This window comes from Streptococcus danieliae (assembly GCF_025447695.1).
Lineage (GTDB): Bacteria > Bacillota > Bacilli > Lactobacillales > Streptococcaceae > Streptococcus > Streptococcus danieliae.
On the sequence record NZ_JAOBSU010000032.1, the window covers coordinates 1 to 15,890 of the forward strand.

Here is a 15,890-nt window from a genome sequence, read left to right on the forward strand (position 1 = left end):
TCTGCTAAACAATCACCACAATAACCTGTCTGAAAGATAATGTCACCATCTCCAGACTCTAATGAAAACCAGTATCCGCACTCTTTACAGCACAAAAGCTCCATACTATCCCCAAATCTATAAACTAAATAAAATATACGTCCATGCAAAGAAATAATAAATTCCAAGTGGAACAAAAATCATTTGCCAAGGGATTGAGTAGTCTACAAATCTTGCAACAACCAGTATGGTAGACATCAACACTAGGGAATAAGGTGGTGTCATTAACTCTTTAAACCTAGACATCTTCATCCCCCAACTCCATTCCTAACCTCCACGCGCCCTTTGATTTCCTTCGGCATTTCATCGCCAACCTGAACATTCTCATAAGTCTCTTCACTTACCAAGAAATTCCCATATCCAGCAACGACAAGCGTGTATTTGCCATTCTTTTCAAATTTTTGGGTCACCTTCCCTACTGTCGTTTTCGGATTGTGAATGTACCGCTGGCTTAATTCTGTTCGCTGCATTCTCTGCTCCAGCTCGTGAAGCTGGATTCCAAAATGGATTTGAACGGCGAAGATGAACATGGCGAAGATCCACACGCCGAAGAGAGCCGATTCTAAAATTCCTTTTTCTCGTTCCGTCATTTACTTCCCCTTTCCAGCACATACTGCGGAACTGTGTCCCCAATTCGATAACAGTGAAAATCATAAGGACTTACCAAAATCCACTTGCCATCTACTAAAAACATATACTGCCCAAAGAAATTGACTCGCTTATCATCAATCTTCATGATCCAGCTCCTTACCAAATACCGGTGAATAAAAATCCGAAAAATTTTCTTCTAGCCGGGCCACAATCAATCCTTCTAAGTCCTTGACACCTTGTCGATATTCCTCACTCTGTCCTGTCTGAACCAAAAATTCAGACATCATTTTGATTTCAGTCTTGCTAATAATCGGTTTAATATGCATGGAAGGTGAATCATATCCCAATAGATACCCAACACTAACCCCAAAATAATCGGCTAGAGCTTGGGCTTTATCAGAGTTCATGGAATGCTTTCCGTTTTCCCAATTTGATACGGTCAGTTTAGTTGTCCCAATAATATCAGCTAACTCTTTTTGGGTTAGCTTTTTTTCTGTTCGTAATTCTTTCAACCTGTTCATCTTCCTACCGCCTGAATTTCAGAAATCCAATTCTTGCAATAATCAGATTTCTCCTTAGCGTACTCTTCTGCATTTTTAAGCGAGCTGAAAACTTTCATGCCAAGAACGTGATCCTTATATCGTGTAGTCACTCTATATCTCATCTTCAATCTCCACCAATCGCATATCATAAGGCGTATGTCGCCGCTTCTTCATGTACAACTCCGCAGCTTCCCTACGAGAAAAGCGAACGACGCTTCTCAATTCCCCTTTTAGCCAAAGCTGGACCGCAAATCTAGGTTTTTCCAATTTCTTCAATCTCCATTTCTAATCTGTATTTCCCCTTAATGCCACTAAGACCACCATATTGAAAGGTCATGTACTTAATCACCTCGTGATTGTCATCCGTCCAAACGCCTGCGTCCGTCAGTCCATCAACTAGAGCTTTCACTGTCGGATAAAAGTTCGGCGGATCCATTCGCCTTTTAGTTGGCGAGAATACCGTCACAACCAAGCCACAGGGGCGTTGTTTGGTATAAGTGGTAGTTTTACCCTTTCGACCTTCTATTGCCCCTAGATGGCGAAGTCTGGCCGTGATTTTAGCTTTCTGTGTCCAATGCGGACGGTCGTTGGAATTCAGCATTTCTTTTTGTTTTTTTGTATTTGAGAGTATGAACTCAAATTTCATCTGCTATGCCCAAAAGTACCAAGCGCCGTGCTCTTTCTGATGTCCGCTTCTGATAAGCGGGGCTGGCGTAAAAATGAATTGTTTTTGGTGCAACCCCCAACTGATCCGCTAACTCTTCAGCTGTTCCGATTCCAAGCAGCTCTTCACCTTTGTAAAGTGCATACTCGCATTTTTTTCTAATCATAGATGCTCCTTAAAACGGCAAGTCGTCATCCGAAATATCCATCGGACTTGTATTCCCGAATGGATTCTGATTGTATCCAGTAGCTGGCGCTTGCTGCTGCGATGACTGCTGACCTTGATTGTTACCTTGGTTTTGACCAAATTCTAGCTTCTGCCAAGAACCAACCAGAATCTCGGTCACATAAACCCGCTGACCTTGCTGGTTCTCGTAGTTACGAGTCTGAATCCGACCTACAACCCCAATCAGGCTCCCTTTGTCATTCCAGTTAGCCAGGTTCTCGGCTGATTGGCCCCAGACTATACAATTAATGAAATCAGCTTCACGCTTTCCATCTTGAGTTTTAAATTGGCGGTTCACGGCGAGTGTAAAACTCGCCACCGCCTTATTTGCTGGAGTAAATTTTAATTCTGGTTTTGCTGTCAAACGACCGACCAGGGTAACGTTATTGATCATCTGGATCACTCTTTCCAGAATTACGCTCGCCAAGTAAATATCCTAGCAGCAACCAAACAATAGCCATCCCAACCTCCTTCAATAAATCAATCATTTTCTTCCACCTCGTATTCTAGAATGCCGACAAATAGAGGTAATGTTTCTAAAGTAGGCGGAATTAAGGTATATCTCAAAACTTCAACCTTGTTTTCTCTAATGAAATCATTTACATTATCCTCAATATCACTCGCTATCATATATACAAAATGCTTAACTCTGTAATTGCTCATTTCTACTCTCCAATCAATTCATTCAAGCTGACAATCTTAGTCAATTTTTTCTTGCTTCGGCAATAATCGCACCGCTCGCATTTTTTCGGTTCTTTCTTTCCTTGGATCACATCCCAAATCTCGGTTGCTGCTTCCAGGAGGTCCCCAAGTCCCTCTTCAAGAAAGTTTTCAGGGATAGACAGAACTTCTTTGTCCGGTACATTCTCTTTGCTAACTGCGACGATGTACTGCCTATAATCATCGCCCGTTATTTGCTTCAAGAGCTCCCGATACAGGGCCAACTGTCCTGCATAGCCAAAATTCAAAATATTGTTAGCCGCCGCTTTGATTCGTGTCCTTAGCTCTGAATTCCACTCATCCGCATAGATGGACTTCATTGTCTTCAGGTCCACAAAGTAACCCCGGGTTAAATTCACGCTGTCCAACTTGCCTTTGAAAGGGATCCCCTCAAGTTCGCCATAGACAATCATTTCTTTCTCTACCTGGTCCCCCTTCTGACCGTGGTAGAGCTTATTGAAACGTTCGTCGGTTTCGAGGGTTTGAATCATCTTATCTCCAATCAGGAAGTCTTTCTTGAGCTGCCCCTTGGTTCGGCCAGTCTTCGAAATCAGCTTATCGCCATTTTCTTCAAGGAACTGCTGATGGGCTTCTTCGCTTTCAAAATAGCTATGAACATAGTTACCGAGTAGGAGAGCGGTGTCGTCCCGCTCGTCTACCCAGTCACCATCTTCGATAGCCTTAGCCATCGCTTGGCAGTTCATGTACTGCTTGATTCGTGAGTTCGTTAAGTAAGTTCGGTCCTGATAATAATTTTCCTGTGTCAGCATAATCTACACCTCTTTTGGATTTGTAGTCATTCCCTCGAAAAGAGATTCTTGTTCAAAAATTTCACCAGTTTCTTGATCAATCACTTCACTTTTCTTCTTACGCGTTTTTTTAGGTGGCTCTTCTTTTGTCTCAGGAGCGCTAGACTCTTCCTCGATAATTTGTTCCACTTCTTCTTTTTCGTCCTCCTGGGGCTGTTCTGGGGCTTCTAGGAGGTTGTCCAGATTTTGAGAATCTTCCGGAGCAATTTCTTGAGGTTCCCCAAGAATGTCATCTAAGCTCTCAGATTCGCTTTGTACGGGTTTGGCCTCCTTGATTTGACGGTCTTCCTCATATTCGTTTTGGGTTGTCCGGTTGACTGCGTCTACAAAAAGATCGTTATCATTACTTGTGTTGAAAAAATGCTTGGCTGCACGATTGATGACTGTACGCTTAGCCATTTCTTGAGGGAATTTATTTTGAACGCTTTTGTTTCTGGATTGTGACCAAGAATCATCGATCTCTTTCTTGGTCATAACTGTCAAAATCTCCTCACCAGTATGCTTTTCGATAATGCAGTAAGCTCCCACAATCGGATTATCAGCATTTTGCCAATCTGTTTCATGACTAACAAACACTTTACGTCCATTTTCATTCTTGATTTTAAAATCATCCCCTTCATAGATGATCTCGGCATAAATATCTTTTACTTCTGGAAGCTGCTTCACAACCTTCATAGTTCCAAAGTAAGAGCGTGTCAGCTTGACCGTATTCCCATATGGGATGAAATAACACTGAGTTTTTGCCGGGCTAAGTCCTTGAGTTACCATATCCAACAAGGCATTATAAATACTTATTTGAGTGCATTTTTCAAGTAAGTTCCCACTAGGACTATTCTCCAAGGCATAGTATGCCGAACTAAGAGCATTGGTGACACTATAGTTCGGAGCTACCTTCAAACCATCCCCCTGCATTTCTTGAATACGATTCGCAACACTCGATGTGATTTGTTTTTGAGTCAATTCATTTGCCATTTCTGTTTTCTCCAATCTTTATTTTTCAGGTTTCCTAATTCCAAGCGCTAAACTTGCGCATCTTTCCAGCTGTCGTACTTTTCATCCTCGAGCGGATCGATGTTATCCTGATTTAGCCACTCTTGATGTTTGTAATAATCGTCTCGGTCATCAAATAGCATGTCAGACCTCCTCTGCGTGATTGACTAGTCCACGATAGACATGCTGTAATTTCAGATAATACTTCTCTTCGTCTTCGCTTTTCAAAGCTAGCAGGCGATTGATTTGTTCTGGAGTACCATGGATATCGATATACTCCTCCCAAAAACTGACTAAGTTCTGATGGTTTTTATAGTCGCTTTCGATAAACTCTACGTAAGCCTTTAGATCTCGATTTTGAAGAGCGTCTAATTTTTGGATCAGATCAAACGGCAAATTATCTCGCACAACTCTTTCTTTATCTTCGAAACTTACGCTTTCGCTTAAGCGTCCAGTTTTCATTCTCTAGCCTCCTGATTTCTTTTCTGAGTTTTTCATTGTTTTCAACTTCCCTGGTGTAATCCTCTAGCAAATCTCTATAGCGGATGTCCATGTAATCGTCCAAAAACTCCTCGCTCATTTTTGACAAGGCATCAGAATCACGTTATCAAACACCCGTGGATCGTAGGGATCCAGCATGGTGTAGTTACGCTTATAAGCTTCCCGCTCCCGTTGGCGTTCCTGTTCAATGTCTCGTTGAGCTTGTTCGTAAGCCCGAGCTTCAGCTTTAGCGATTGCTGCATCCAGTTCTCGTTGGCGCTTCTGGCGGGCTTTCTTCAGCATGATGTCGATTGCAGCTACGCTAGCTGTACCAAGCGCTAAGATTTCAGTTACTGTCAAAAGTGTTTCTAACATTAGTCTTATCCTCCAAATACATTTTCTAAAAATTCATCCAGTACTTTTTCAAGTTTATCTTCAGGAGATTCAGTAATCTCGGGTTCTTCTCGGTCCAAAGTTTTGACTTCGTATCCGGCTCCAATATTCACCAACTGTCCGCCGAACATTTTTGCCATGGACTCATATTTTTCTTTTTGCTTCTCATAGTATTCAACGGGAATAACTGCTGCATGTTCAACTTCATCTGTCCATCTTGCCTGATAAGCTAAAGACACTTCATTTTCATATTCTGAAAGAAAATTACCGTATTCGTCCATAATCGCTACAAGTTCTTTTTTGATTTTCATTTTTCTTCCTCCAATTTTGTGTGAAACACCTTATTTATATTTATTTATTAGGTGCATAGTGTCTTGTTTAACAGTTAGTGCGCCTTAGCGCCTTATTGTTTTTACTTAGTGGCGTAGCCTGTATTGTTACTAATTTAGTTATTATTATTCTTTAGTTATTATTAGCGTCGGATTCTTCAACTTTTGAACTTTTCAACTTTTGAACTTTTCAACTTTTGAACTTTTCAACTTTTGAAAAATCAGTAAGTTGTAAATTAAAAATCATCCTCCATGGCGGATAATTCTTCATCCACACTCCGAGTCCAATACTCCCAAAATAACTCAGTAATCGGTATATCGGAAATCAAAGGAAAATTTTGAACTCCCTTACCACGTCCAAAGCTTTTTCGATAATTTCGAATATATCCTGCTTCTTTCAACTCATCGAAAGCCGTTCTGTGGGCATCTCTACCGTTTTTTGATCGCTTTGCAATTTCATCTATGTATGGTCTCCAAGTATCTTTATTAGCAGTCAAAACCCACAACAACCCTTTAGCTTGTAAACTGAGTCCTTGGTTTTGTGCTCCGTGATTATTAATTTTTGTATAGTTTTCATTTGTGTGTCTGAAATATATGCTGTACCACAAGAACCTCCTATCCAGCTTTTTTAACTTTGTCCATTTCTTTTTTCCATGCTTGACTGCCTCGGTAAGCAAGGTACTGATCAAAGCCTTTGATCGTTACCAAGCTCCCACAATCACGCAGGTGCTTCTGCTGACTTGGTAACTTTTGCATTTCTCGACGTCTACGACCGCAAACTCTTGTGGATAAACCAAAAATATGGCTTAACTCTTCATCGTTTGCTGAAATTTTTTCGATTATGACATCTTCAATTCTGATAATTGTGTCCATACAAACCCCTTTCTGTGGTATAATTAACGTGAATATTTATTTTCTTTGCCCCTTACGGATTGCCGTCCGTTGGGGCTTTTTTTATTTGTCAACAGGCTTCTCCAAAGCCCGATGGTCAATTTCCAGACTGACCAATTTCATTAGCTGAACAGCTGCTCTTTTGGCATCACTATAGCTTCGAACCTTATCTAGGCTTAGCAGATAGTCCACAATTTCTATAATTTTGTCGTCATGCATAATTACCTCCAAAAATCAGTCTTGAGACCGATTACATTTTCGGAATATTTGTATATTCTCAATCTATAAATATGAGCAGAAAACCTTTTCACCCTTTTTTGCTCAAAATTTACAAAAAAGAAGGACTTAACATGATTACTTGTCACTTAATAGAAAATGGAAAAACTATAAAATCAGCTATCTCATTACCTTGCGTTCCAAATAAGGGAGATGTTATTTCTGCAGATGCCGATTACAAATCTGAACATTATCTAGTAAAGGCTGTTCAGTATACTGCTTCACTTGATTCTGTGACTCTACATGTTCAAGTATTCCCTAATCAAATTAGCGCTGTTAACGCTATTGATGGTTTCCGGAACAGTAGATAGTTCAACGATTCTAACCCAGTAACTATCTAGAATTCCCTTACTCACATAGACCGCTTGCTCGCACAGTCCAATACGTCCATCAAGGACTATCGCTCTCCGGACAAGTAGGTCTTTTTCTGTTTCCATTTCAATGCGGCCAGCAATCTCACCGGAAATCTCAATGTATTTGTGTTCAAGATTCATGTTTGTTCTCCTTAAGATACCTGGTCTAAAAACTTATTGATAAAATACTGCTGTCCCTTGCCGGTCACAAGCGGTGTCTTATTAACGGTGATATGTCCATCAGAATGAGTGATGCTCGTTTCTTTGATGCGGATCAATCCAAGTTCGGCGCTTTTCTGCGTCGGCATATTCCAGTCGCGGCCTTTGCGTTTGATTAAATAGCCTTGGTTTCGCAACCACTCGAATAGACGAGTCGCTCCAATATCCACGCCGTTCTGCTTAATTAACTTTGCCAGCTCACCAACCAAGATTGATGACTGACTAGCACTAACTGCGTCAGCGAACAGTACCTTGGGTTTATCCGCTTCGATTTGAGCTTCTAGCAACTTTTTAGCATCACGCTCTTCTTTTAGCTTCTGTAATGTCGCAATTGCAAAATCAGGGTTATCTAGTAGTTCGTCAGTTGCAAACATTCCATTTTTACGAATAGTTGGTAAAACCTCGCTTGTGACCCAACGCTTAAATTCTTTGGCTTGGGACAACTTACTGGATAAGATGAGAGAATAAAGACCTGATTCATTGATGACTACTTGATTTCTGTTTTGACCTGCCGTAACGATTTGTGACGTCAGCTTATCTTCTTCGTCAACGTGGTCAATAATTGCTTTTCTTGAATTTGAATATCCAAGAATATCTGCCACATCTTTACCGACGAAATACGGCTCGTTATCAATAGTTACTGCGCGGACTTCCTGCCCTTTAAAATTAAAAATTTCGTTCATACCTTCTCCTCTCTAAACCATTCCAGGCAATTTCAGAAAATCCGAAATATCGTCTAAAAAAATATCATCCACTGTTACACCTAAAATAGCTGATAGATTTTTGACAGTCTCATACTTAGCTTTACGTAAATTACCAGTATCAGACTCATAAAGATTTAGCGTCCTAGCTGTTATACCAGCTTTGCTAGCTAATTCTTCTTGAGTGTATCCTTTCAGTTCTCTCAGTTGTCTCAAGGGAGTTTTCTGTACTTTTCTCATTCTATCCTCCTTTCCTATTAGATTGAGTTTATTATACATTTCTGTTTTTCTGAAGTCAAGTCGTTTTTCTAAAAATCTGAAATAAATTTCATAAAATCCGACTTTTGTGTTATAATCACTTTAGAGGTAAATTATGAATAAAGAAAAAAGTTATTTTGCACAAAACTTAAAATATTTAAGGAATTCTAAAAAAATGGAACAACTTGAATTAGCTGAAAAATTGGGACGAAAAAGTTCCTCATCAATTAGCGCTTGGGAAAAGGGAGACTATACTCCAAAAGCTGGTATATTAAGCGATATCGCAAATATTTTTGGGGTGAATTTATCTGAACTAATGGAGAAAGATCTCTCCAACAGTTACAACATAAATTTTGGAGAGTCACAAAAAGTTTTTTATGGGGATAGTAATAAAATTGGACAACAAGCAGAATCTTTTTCAATTGACAACTCCGACAACGGCACATACAACTTCGGAAACTCTGACAAACATAACGATAGTATGAAACAACTAGGAGTGGCTGACTTAAAATTACAGCGTTCACTTCTTAATAAAATCGATGAACAGATTGCTGTTCAAAAAGAAACTAATCATAAACTAGATACGATTATCGAGTTATTGGCTCATATAATCAATGACTAAAGGAGGACTAATCTGTGTTAACTATTCTATTTTGGATTCTATTCATAGCTCTTATAATTTGGCTTCTCAGTTATTGGTATATATTTTTATATATTGCAATAGGATATGCTCTCTATCGTCTAACTAGATATGTAAGAAAAGAACTCTACTTCAAAAGCGATACGTTCCTAGAACATAAACGTAATATTGATAATGCAGTAAAAGAATATAACGAGTTAGCAGATTACGTTAACTCTTTCGATGAAATTTCTTTACAATCCGATAGTAGTGAGCGCTTTAAACATGCTCATCTAGCAACTTACGAAAATACAAGCTCATACAATATCGATCGAGAAAAAAATATCAAAAATCTAACAGATAAAAATGTCCATCAAGCATCCTTACAAGTGGTTAAACGAGCTTCTGAAGAACCGTTGAAATACTTGTGCAAATATTTCAACGTTAAACCAACAGAAGAAAACCTTGCTCATGTCCAAGAAATGGGTGAAACAGTCTCTAGATTTACAAATGCCAAGGAAAATCTGGACAATCGACTTTTAAAAATCCAAAAGGATTTTAATCCTCCGGAATTCATTACAAAATATTATCTCGATGAACTACTCCAAAAACTTGAAATTAATGTTCCAGGTATGGTGTTCAGAAGTCCAGATTATATTTTCGAGTATGTTAGCTCTGGAGGAAATAGTGCCCAACGAACAACCATCACTTTAGACGAACCAACATTAGAAGGATTGTCTGAGTATTTATCTGAACAGATAAAATATAAGAAAAGTGCCAAAGCTCAACGTTCCCTAATGACAAAAAAATTAAGAGAATTTATAAAAGAACGTGATGAATATACTTGTCAAATCTGTGGCGTCTCGACTGCAGAACAAAGTTTATTGCTATTAGAAGTAGACCATATTCTTCCAGTATCAAAGGGTGGATTATCTACTGAAGATAATTTACAAACACTATGTTGGAAATGTAATCGCAGCAAATCAAACAAAGTTGTTGAATAAATAAAAAACTCCTTCACACTCGCAATCGCCAAACTTTGAGTGTGAAGGAGTCTCCGGATATAGTAAAAACCTGCAGCTTATGCCGGTCCTTTTACTATACCCATTTTATCAAGAAATGAGGTAAAAAACAATGTGGATCGAAGAAACCAAGACAGGGAAATATAAATACTTTGAACGGTACAAAGACCCTTATAGCGAAAAATGGAAAAAGGTATCTGTTACTCTGGACAAGAAGTCTCCGCAGGCAAAGAGACAAGCTATCGTCCTCCTACAGGAAAAAATAGACGAGAAGGTCAACTCAAAGAATACCGAACAGATAACATTCCATGAACTAGTTCGAGACTTCGAGAAGATTCATGCTAGAGGTATAAAAGAATCAACTAGAATAAATCGACAATTAAATCTTAACACAATCCTCTCAATGATCCCTAAAGACTACCTAATTCAAAACATAGATAGACGATTCCTTCAAAAACTTTTTGATCAGCTAATCGATAAGGGATATAGCCTCGGAACAATCCGTCAGATAAAAAGTTATGTAAACCAATCTTTAAAGTATGCGGTTCGGATGGGATATATCCCTGGCAACGAACTACAATACGTTGAATTACCAAAACAAATAAAGACAGATGACGAAGTAGAGAAAACAAAATCTAAATATTTAGATCGTGAGGAATATCTACAGTTCATCGCTTATCTTGATCGAGAAGCGCCAAAAAACAAGCATAGACCAAGATATGTGCGGGCTATAAAAGTTTTGTATTTGACAGGTATGCGATTCGGAGAATTAGCTGCGCTTGAGTTGAATTCTGTAGACTTTGATAACAAAACTATAGCGATAAGACAATCGTTCAGCACGATAAGTAACAAAGTCACCAGCCCAAAAACAAAGAAATCAATTCGTACAATCACAGTTAGCGACTCTACACTTGAAATAATCAAAGAACAGGTTGAAGAAAATATAATCAGAGGTACCAACGGGCAATTCATTTTTGGGAATCCAGAACCGATGAAACTAAAAACTTTCAACAGGTTCTTGGATAAAAGTAGAAAGAGTGCAGGGTTGGATAAACAAATTACAAGTCACTTTTTCAGACATTCTCACATCTCGCTTTTGGTCGAACTCGGGACACCGATCCCTTTGATCATGGATAGGGTGGGACATAGTGATTCAAAAGTCACCATGGAAATCTATAGCCATGTCACAAAAAGAATGAACGATGACTTAATCGATAAACTAAATGATATTTTTGCCCCTTCTATGCCCCCTTCTGACTAATCATCTTCTTAAAAAGCCTGAAAATACAGTATCTATAGGGTTTAATTCAATAGATACCTTTTTATACCACATTAGAGACGGATTTTCAGAACCACCCCGGTCAAGGCTTGGAGAATCAGTTCTGTCCCTTGAATCCGGAAGCCGGCTTGTTGCGCGGCTGGAATCCCTGCTAGATGAACTTGTTCGCCATCAACCAGGATCTGGATTGAGCTGGCATCGGCTAGGTGGGCAAGGGACAGGGAGCGCTGCTGGTCATCGGCATTGACCACTACGACCAGTGATTCAGCAGGATTCAAAAGGAAACGATAGGCGATCAACAGATCTTCCCGATTCCCTGGGGTGAGGAGCTGGACCTTTTGATCTACCTGCTTGCGATCAGACAGGCGGAATACCCCTTCTGCTTTTCGCAAGACAATCAAACCACGAGTATAGGCCAGTGTCTTCAGGGCATCGGGGTGACTAGCGGCATCGCGGACCTTGGACCAGTCAAAGCGGTTCACTGCATCAGAGGCGTCGTAAGAATCATGAATAAAATAGGGAAAACGGAAGGGCTGGCCTGCTTGATCCTCTAGCAGGTAGGACTTATGCGGCGCCAGGGCTGGAGCAACGGGCTTCTCAAAGTCAGGGTGGCGGAATTGCTTAGTCCGGCCGTATTCCTGACCTGCGTGGAGAAAGACAGTCCCTTGAGCAGTCAGCAGGAGCAGTTGGCCCAGACGAATCCGCCGGTGAATCTCAGCTAAATGGGCTGGGACCTCCGGGTCTTTCTGAATCGATTGGGCAATGATGTCGAACAAGGGCAAATTATCATGTGCCTCAATATATTGCACCACATCGCCCGGCTGATCAGCCTTGAAATTGGTCGGCTGAGCCTTCAGCGATTGGAAGAGGTCATGAATCTTGATCGCACCTCCGGTTAGAAAGGCCGGCTCCCCTTCTGTCGGATAGCCCGACTTAAGGCTATTGCGGAAATGGTCTGAAAAAACAGCGACTTGATCGGTCTGATCCATCCAATCCTGATCGGCTGCTAATCTAGAATCGTCCTCGTCACCCACATAGGTCCGCCAGCCCTCTCCCAGAATCAAGGCTTGAGGGTTGATTTCCCGAGCCAACTGAGCTACCTGGTCTAAGGTCTCCGCATCATGGTCCCCCATCATATCAAAACGGAAACCGTCTACCTTATAGACATCAAGTAAATAAGCGATGGAATCGAGCATCAGCCGGCGGGTCATAGTATGAGTCGAGGCTAGACGACCACCACCAAAACTGGTTCGGGCCTCCCCATCCGCATCCATAAAATGATAGTAATGAGGCTCCAAATCCTCAAAAATCCCCAACTGAGCTGTATGGTTGTAGACCACATCCAAAATGACTCCCATTCCCCGCGCATGAATGGCCGCAATGAGATCTTTCAATTCCTGAATCCGCAAGCCTGGGTCTGCCGGATCCACAGAATACATCCCTGTCAAAGCGAAATAATGCTGGGGATCGTAACCCCAGTTATAATTAGTTCCTCCAGAAGCATAATCCCACAGCCCCTGACCTGCCTGGAATTCATCCGCCAAATAATAGCTAAGAACGGGTAGAAGCTGGATATGGGTCACGCCTAGTGATTGAATGTAGTCCAACCGTTCTTCCATGGCCTGAAAGGTACCAAAAGGAGCCGCTAATTCATCCAGGACTTCTGGATCAGAGGTGAAATCACGGACATGGACTTCATAGATCACGGCATCTTCCCGCTTCTTATAACCTGGAATTTCTGCAAAAGCCAGGTCCCCTCGACCTGTTTTCCGAGGATCCAGAATAGCTCCTTTAGCCACCTGATAAGCCAGTCCACGATGCCGTTGCTGACTAGACCAAGTCGCCAAGGATGGTGCATATGGATCTAACACGCGTACCATTCGATCTGCCCTCTGAATTTGGTAATGGTAGAAATACCCCTGTAAATTCGGCAGTCCCAAGTCAACTTCAGCCTCCAACTCTAAAAACCAAATCCCTTGAGAAATCGACTTCATGGGAAGAATCGCCAACTCCAAATCTGCATCCTTTTTATCATAGAGAACCAGCTCCACCTGCTGCGCCGAAGGAGCCCAGAAGCGAAACTGGACCTGCCGCGCTCCAGCTCCGACTTCCAAGCCCAAGGGCCCTTCATAAGCAGAAAGCTGATCCAGCAACTGCCAGGCCAAAAAACTGGTCACTTGAGAATCTCCCACTTGCACTCGGTAAGGAGCTGCTGCATTCGTGGCCAAGGGTGCCTGAATCCGTAACGAACGGCCTTCCTGCAACCACTCCACGCACTCCAGTTCCAGTCGTTCCCCAGCTGTATCCCAGACCTGTACTTCTGTTGATAGCCGATCCAAGTTTAGATCACTAGGTTCGGCTAGGTACAGGATGAGCTCCTGATCACTAATTTGCTTGGCACTTTTTAAGGAAATTACTGGCCTCATTTTCTTCATCCTTCCCCACTACTTTTATTGTGAAATCGCTTACTATTATAAACACAAAAATACCAGCTGTAAAGCATAATCATTGGACAGGGCCTAAAAGCCTATGTTAAAATGATTTTGAAATCGGAAAAAGAGGTATATCTATGGATAAGCGTGTAGGATCCAGTCGTCGCCTAGCCTTTTTGGCGGTCATGGCAGCCTTTTGTTTTGTGGGACGCCAGGTCACCGCCGGCCTCCCCAATATCCAGCCAGTCACAGCGATTTTAATGATGTTGACCCTCCAGTTGACCTTGGCAGACGGTATCATTGTGGCAGCCTTGACCATTCTCATCTCCAATATTTTCTTGGGGATGGGACCTTGGACTATCTACCAAATCCTGACCTATACCATTCTGATGGCTGGCCTCTATGGCTTACGCCCCCTCCATAGGAGGCTGGCCAGCAAACCCAAGCTCCGCTTGGTCCTCTTTGCCCTGGTTGCCTTCTTCTTTGGCTTCCTCTACGGCTTTGTCATTTCCTTTTTCTCCGCCCAAACTTACAGCATCAGCAATTTTTGGTCCTACTATCTCCAAGGTCTCCCTTTTGACCTCCTCCACGCCCTCGGCAACGCCCTCTTCTACCTAATCCTGGAACCCATCCTAAGTCCCCTGATTCAGGTTTTACGCAAACAATACCATTTTTAATACTACTTTCAATCTAAAATCATTGCTCAAACTATTTTGAATTCAAACTAGGCAGCGAGACGCAGGCATAACTAAAGTTAGACAAGTCGAAGCTAACGACGTGTGAATTCAAAATAGAAAGAGTATAAGGAGTCTTTTTATGAAAAAACTTACCCTAGTCGCCCTTACTGCCCTAGCCCTCACAGGCTGTGCCACTAATAACCAGTCTGCTACAGAATCCTCCTCATCAACGGCTTCTAGCAGCCAGGTCGTGGAGTCCAAAATTGCCCTTTCTGTTACCCAAGACGGTCAAGCTATCGAAAATAGCCCCTTTGAACTTTCCTTCAAAGAAGGCGACAAACTGCTAGATGTCATGAAAGCGCAAATGGATATTCAAGAAGAAAACGGCTTGGTAACCTCTATCAACGGTGTCAGCCAACAACCAGACGAGCAAAAATACTGGCTCTTCGATGTGAATGGTAAAATGAGCGACAAAGGTGCCCAGGACGTCCAACTCAAAGACGGTGACAAAATCGACTGGAAACTTGAAGCCTACCAAGGAGAATAAAATCAAGCAGCCGTGTGGAAACAAGCCACACGGCTTTTTGTATGGCAAAAGAGTCCTAGCACAAGGCTAAGACCCTTATGGTAGCGAGTATCTACTCCTATAAATCTAAATCCTGCAAAGAATCCATTGTGATTACTTCATCAGCCAGCTCCCACACAACTGGATTATGAGTTGCTATGACTATTAGCCGATTAGGGGCACGAAAGGAAAGTAGAATTTCCATAATCAACTGAGATGTCATAGGATCGATAGAAGCTGTCGGTTCATCTGCCAAAATAAATGGTGGGTCTTTTAAGATTAGCTTTGCTAGAGCAACGCGTTGAGCCTCACCACCAGACAACTCAAAAATCGGCTTATCTAGCTTCAAATAAGACAAACCAACACGCTCAAGAGCCTGTTCTTCCTTCTTATGTTGCTCATTCTTAGACAATTTTTGACCGATCAAGCCTAGCTTTAAATTTTCTTCAATTGTTTGATCCTCAATCAAACCAAAATTTTGAAACAAGTACCCTAGCTCATGACGGAAAAAATCTGTCGACCTATAACTAGCCAAGTCTCGATTCCGATAGAAAATAGTTCCATCATAAGATTCTAATTTTCCTATCATATTCATTAGAGTTGTTTTCCCACTACCGCTTGAACCAATTAAAGCATAAACTTTCCCAGCTTCAAAAGTTATGGAAAGATTCGAAAACAAACGCCTTTCCCCAAAAGCTTTACTCACATTTTCAAGGCGAATCATATTAACCTCCCTTTAAACCCAAATTATTCATACCTCAAACAACTCCGTGTAAATAGCTAAAAAATCATCAGAAATTGCCAAAAAACAATGGC

General features: G+C 41.4%; 23 protein-coding genes and 2 pseudogenes. 5 read left to right on the top strand and 20 right to left on the bottom strand.

All coding sequences use genetic code 11. From position 1 onward, the window contains the following. Positions 1-287: 287 nt before the first annotated feature. From N4310_RS03365 to N4310_RS03450, 18 genes and pseudogenes are all read right to left on the bottom strand, one after another. On the bottom strand, positions 288-629 hold the full coding sequence (locus N4310_RS03365; protein ID WP_262092073.1) for a DUF1372 family protein: 342 nt from the start codon (positions 627-629) through the stop codon (positions 288-290). Next, positions 626-775 (bottom strand): hypothetical protein, encoded by a 150-nt coding sequence (locus N4310_RS03370; RefSeq protein ID WP_262092074.1) that lies wholly within the window; start codon positions 773-775, stop codon positions 626-628. The genes N4310_RS03365 and N4310_RS03370 overlap by 4 nt, the downstream gene beginning before the upstream one ends. A 192-nt stretch (positions 776-967) precedes the next feature. Beyond that, positions 968-1,151: pseudogene (locus tag N4310_RS03375) on the bottom strand (helix-turn-helix transcriptional regulator); the annotation flags it as partial. 274 nt (positions 1,152-1,425) lie between these two features. Next, positions 1,426-1,818, bottom strand: coding sequence for a RusA family crossover junction endodeoxyribonuclease (locus tag N4310_RS03380; RefSeq protein WP_262092075.1), 393 nt, complete (start codon positions 1,816-1,818; stop codon positions 1,426-1,428). Next, entirely contained in the window at positions 1,808-2,002 is a 195-nt protein-coding gene (locus N4310_RS03385; protein ID WP_262092076.1) for a hypothetical protein, read from the bottom strand. The genes N4310_RS03380 and N4310_RS03385 overlap by 11 nt, the downstream gene beginning before the upstream one ends. 9 nt (positions 2,003-2,011) lie before the next feature. After that, positions 2,012-2,455, bottom strand: coding sequence for a single-stranded DNA-binding protein (gene ssb, locus N4310_RS03390; protein ID WP_262092077.1), 444 nt, complete (start codon positions 2,453-2,455; stop codon positions 2,012-2,014). Positions 2,456-2,541: 86 nt separating this feature from the next. Then, positions 2,542-2,724 (bottom strand): hypothetical protein, encoded by a 183-nt coding sequence (locus N4310_RS03395; protein WP_262092078.1) that lies wholly within the window; start codon positions 2,722-2,724, stop codon positions 2,542-2,544. A 2-nt stretch (positions 2,725-2,726) separates the two neighbouring features. After that, positions 2,727-3,551, bottom strand: a complete 825-nt coding sequence (locus tag N4310_RS03400) for a PD-(D/E)XK nuclease-like domain-containing protein (protein WP_262092079.1) — start codon at positions 3,549-3,551, stop codon at positions 2,727-2,729. 3 nt (positions 3,552-3,554) lie between these two features. Next, complete coding sequence (locus tag N4310_RS03405; protein ID WP_262092080.1) at positions 3,555-4,562, bottom strand: recombinase RecT; 1,008 nt, start codon at positions 4,560-4,562, stop codon at positions 3,555-3,557. Positions 4,563-4,724: 162 nt separating this feature from the next. Continuing rightward, on the bottom strand, positions 4,725-5,042 hold the full coding sequence (locus N4310_RS03410) for a hypothetical protein (protein WP_262092081.1): 318 nt from the start codon (positions 5,040-5,042) through the stop codon (positions 4,725-4,727). A 114-nt stretch (positions 5,043-5,156) separates the two neighbouring features. Then, positions 5,157-5,435 carry a hypothetical protein gene (locus tag N4310_RS03415; protein ID WP_262092082.1) on the bottom strand — a complete coding sequence of 93 codons (279 nt, stop codon included), beginning with the start codon at positions 5,433-5,435 and terminating at the stop codon, positions 5,157-5,159. Between the two features lie 5 nt (positions 5,436-5,440). Continuing rightward, on the bottom strand, positions 5,441-5,764 hold the full coding sequence (locus tag N4310_RS03420; RefSeq protein WP_262092083.1) for a hypothetical protein: 324 nt from the start codon (positions 5,762-5,764) through the stop codon (positions 5,441-5,443). 254 nt (positions 5,765-6,018) lie between these two features. Beyond that, positions 6,019-6,390, bottom strand: a complete 372-nt coding sequence (locus N4310_RS03425; protein ID WP_262092084.1) for a helix-turn-helix domain-containing protein — start codon at positions 6,388-6,390, stop codon at positions 6,019-6,021. Positions 6,391-6,397: 7 nt separating this feature from the next. Continuing rightward, positions 6,398-6,655 carry a hypothetical protein gene (locus N4310_RS03430; RefSeq protein ID WP_262092085.1) on the bottom strand — a complete coding sequence of 86 codons (258 nt, stop codon included), beginning with the start codon at positions 6,653-6,655 and terminating at the stop codon, positions 6,398-6,400. Between the two features lie 81 nt (positions 6,656-6,736). Further along, complete coding sequence (locus N4310_RS03435) at positions 6,737-6,892, bottom strand: hypothetical protein (protein WP_262092086.1); 156 nt, start codon at positions 6,890-6,892, stop codon at positions 6,737-6,739. Positions 6,893-7,188: 296 nt separating this feature from the next. Then, the gene (locus N4310_RS03440; RefSeq protein ID WP_262092087.1) at positions 7,189-7,443 is read right to left on the bottom strand and encodes a hypothetical protein; all 255 of its coding nucleotides are present in this window, start codon (positions 7,441-7,443) and stop codon (positions 7,189-7,191) included. 11 nt (positions 7,444-7,454) lie between these two features. Continuing rightward, positions 7,455-8,204, bottom strand: a complete 750-nt coding sequence (locus N4310_RS03445) for a phage antirepressor (RefSeq protein ID WP_262092088.1) — start codon at positions 8,202-8,204, stop codon at positions 7,455-7,457. A 12-nt stretch (positions 8,205-8,216) separates the two neighbouring features. Beyond that, positions 8,217-8,462 (bottom strand): helix-turn-helix transcriptional regulator, encoded by a 246-nt coding sequence (locus N4310_RS03450; RefSeq protein WP_262092089.1) that lies wholly within the window; start codon positions 8,460-8,462, stop codon positions 8,217-8,219. A gap of 133 nt (positions 8,463-8,595) precedes the next feature. Here N4310_RS03450 and N4310_RS03455 point away from each other — a divergent pair. The 3 genes and pseudogenes from N4310_RS03455 to N4310_RS03465 form a co-directional block, all read left to right on the top strand. After that, positions 8,596-8,814, top strand: a pseudogene (locus N4310_RS03455) (helix-turn-helix domain-containing protein); the annotation flags it as partial. Between the two features lie 302 nt (positions 8,815-9,116). Continuing rightward, entirely contained in the window at positions 9,117-10,103 is a 987-nt protein-coding gene (locus tag N4310_RS08590) for an HNH endonuclease (protein WP_262092090.1), read from the top strand. A 130-nt stretch (positions 10,104-10,233) separates the two neighbouring features. Continuing rightward, positions 10,234-11,382, top strand: coding sequence for a tyrosine-type recombinase/integrase (locus tag N4310_RS03465; RefSeq protein WP_262092091.1), 1,149 nt, complete (start codon positions 10,234-10,236; stop codon positions 11,380-11,382). Between the two features lie 71 nt (positions 11,383-11,453). Here the strand turns inward: N4310_RS03465 and N4310_RS03470 are convergent, their stop codons facing one another. Beyond that, the gene (locus N4310_RS03470) at positions 11,454-13,826 is read right to left on the bottom strand and encodes a pullulanase (RefSeq protein WP_262092092.1); all 2,373 of its coding nucleotides are present in this window, start codon (positions 13,824-13,826) and stop codon (positions 11,454-11,456) included. Positions 13,827-13,969: 143 nt separating this feature from the next. Here N4310_RS03470 and N4310_RS03475 point away from each other — a divergent pair, with 143 nt between their 5' ends. Together N4310_RS03475 and N4310_RS03480 are read left to right on the top strand one after the other, a co-directional pair. Beyond that, on the top strand, positions 13,970-14,509 hold the full coding sequence (locus N4310_RS03475; RefSeq protein ID WP_262092093.1) for an ECF transporter S component: 540 nt from the start codon (positions 13,970-13,972) through the stop codon (positions 14,507-14,509). 139 nt (positions 14,510-14,648) lie between these two features. After that, positions 14,649-15,056: a DUF4430 domain-containing protein gene (locus tag N4310_RS03480; protein WP_262092094.1), complete on the top strand. Its 408-nt coding sequence runs from the start codon at positions 14,649-14,651 to the stop codon at positions 15,054-15,056. A gap of 97 nt (positions 15,057-15,153) precedes the next feature. On the opposite strand, the gene N4310_RS03485 is transcribed toward N4310_RS03480, so the two are convergent. Further along, positions 15,154-15,798 (bottom strand): ATP-binding cassette domain-containing protein, encoded by a 645-nt coding sequence (locus N4310_RS03485; protein ID WP_262092095.1) that lies wholly within the window; start codon positions 15,796-15,798, stop codon positions 15,154-15,156. Positions 15,799-15,890: the final 92 nt, after the last annotated feature.

Bases quoted from the DNA above. Each gene is read 5' to 3' on its own strand.
- N4310_RS03365 (WP_262092073.1), bottom strand. From the start codon at position 629: ATGACGGAACGAGAAAAAGGAATTTTAGAATCGGCTCTCTTCGGCGTG.
- N4310_RS03370 (WP_262092074.1), bottom strand. From the start codon at position 775: ATGAAGATTGATGATAAGCGAGTCAATTTCTTTGGGCAGTATATGTTT.
- N4310_RS03380 (WP_262092075.1), bottom strand. From the start codon at position 1,818: ATGAAATTTGAGTTCATACTCTCAAATACAAAAAAACAAAAAGAAATG.
- N4310_RS03385 (WP_262092076.1), bottom strand. From the start codon at position 2,002: ATGATTAGAAAAAAATGCGAGTATGCACTTTACAAAGGTGAAGAGCTG.
- ssb (WP_262092077.1), bottom strand. From the start codon at position 2,455: ATGATCAATAACGTTACCCTGGTCGGTCGTTTGACAGCAAAACCAGAA.
- N4310_RS03395 (WP_262092078.1), bottom strand. From the start codon at position 2,724: ATGAGCAATTACAGAGTTAAGCATTTTGTATATATGATAGCGAGTGAT.
- N4310_RS03400 (WP_262092079.1), bottom strand. From the start codon at position 3,551: ATGCTGACACAGGAAAATTATTATCAGGACCGAACTTACTTAACGAAC.
- N4310_RS03405 (WP_262092080.1), bottom strand. From the start codon at position 4,562: ATGGCAAATGAATTGACTCAAAAACAAATCACATCGAGTGTTGCGAAT.
- N4310_RS03410 (WP_262092081.1), bottom strand. From the start codon at position 5,042: ATGAAAACTGGACGCTTAAGCGAAAGCGTAAGTTTCGAAGATAAAGAA.
- N4310_RS03415 (WP_262092082.1), bottom strand. From the start codon at position 5,435: ATGTTAGAAACACTTTTGACAGTAACTGAAATCTTAGCGCTTGGTACA.
- N4310_RS03420 (WP_262092083.1), bottom strand. From the start codon at position 5,764: ATGAAAATCAAAAAAGAACTTGTAGCGATTATGGACGAATACGGTAAT.
- N4310_RS03430 (WP_262092085.1), bottom strand. From the start codon at position 6,655: ATGGACACAATTATCAGAATTGAAGATGTCATAATCGAAAAAATTTCA.
- N4310_RS03435 (WP_262092086.1), bottom strand. From the start codon at position 6,892: ATGCATGACGACAAAATTATAGAAATTGTGGACTATCTGCTAAGCCTA.
- N4310_RS03440 (WP_262092087.1), bottom strand. From the start codon at position 7,443: ATGAATCTTGAACACAAATACATTGAGATTTCCGGTGAGATTGCTGGC.
- N4310_RS03445 (WP_262092088.1), bottom strand. From the start codon at position 8,204: ATGAACGAAATTTTTAATTTTAAAGGGCAGGAAGTCCGCGCAGTAACT.
- N4310_RS03450 (WP_262092089.1), bottom strand. From the start codon at position 8,462: ATGAGAAAAGTACAGAAAACTCCCTTGAGACAACTGAGAGAACTGAAA.
- N4310_RS03465 (WP_262092091.1), top strand. From the start codon at position 10,234: ATGTGGATCGAAGAAACCAAGACAGGGAAATATAAATACTTTGAACGG.
- N4310_RS03470 (WP_262092092.1), bottom strand. From the start codon at position 13,826: ATGAGGCCAGTAATTTCCTTAAAAAGTGCCAAGCAAATTAGTGATCAG.
- N4310_RS03475 (WP_262092093.1), top strand. From the start codon at position 13,970: ATGGATAAGCGTGTAGGATCCAGTCGTCGCCTAGCCTTTTTGGCGGTC.
- N4310_RS03480 (WP_262092094.1), top strand. From the start codon at position 14,649: ATGAAAAAACTTACCCTAGTCGCCCTTACTGCCCTAGCCCTCACAGGC.
- N4310_RS03485 (WP_262092095.1), bottom strand. From the start codon at position 15,798: ATGATTCGCCTTGAAAATGTGAGTAAAGCTTTTGGGGAAAGGCGTTTG.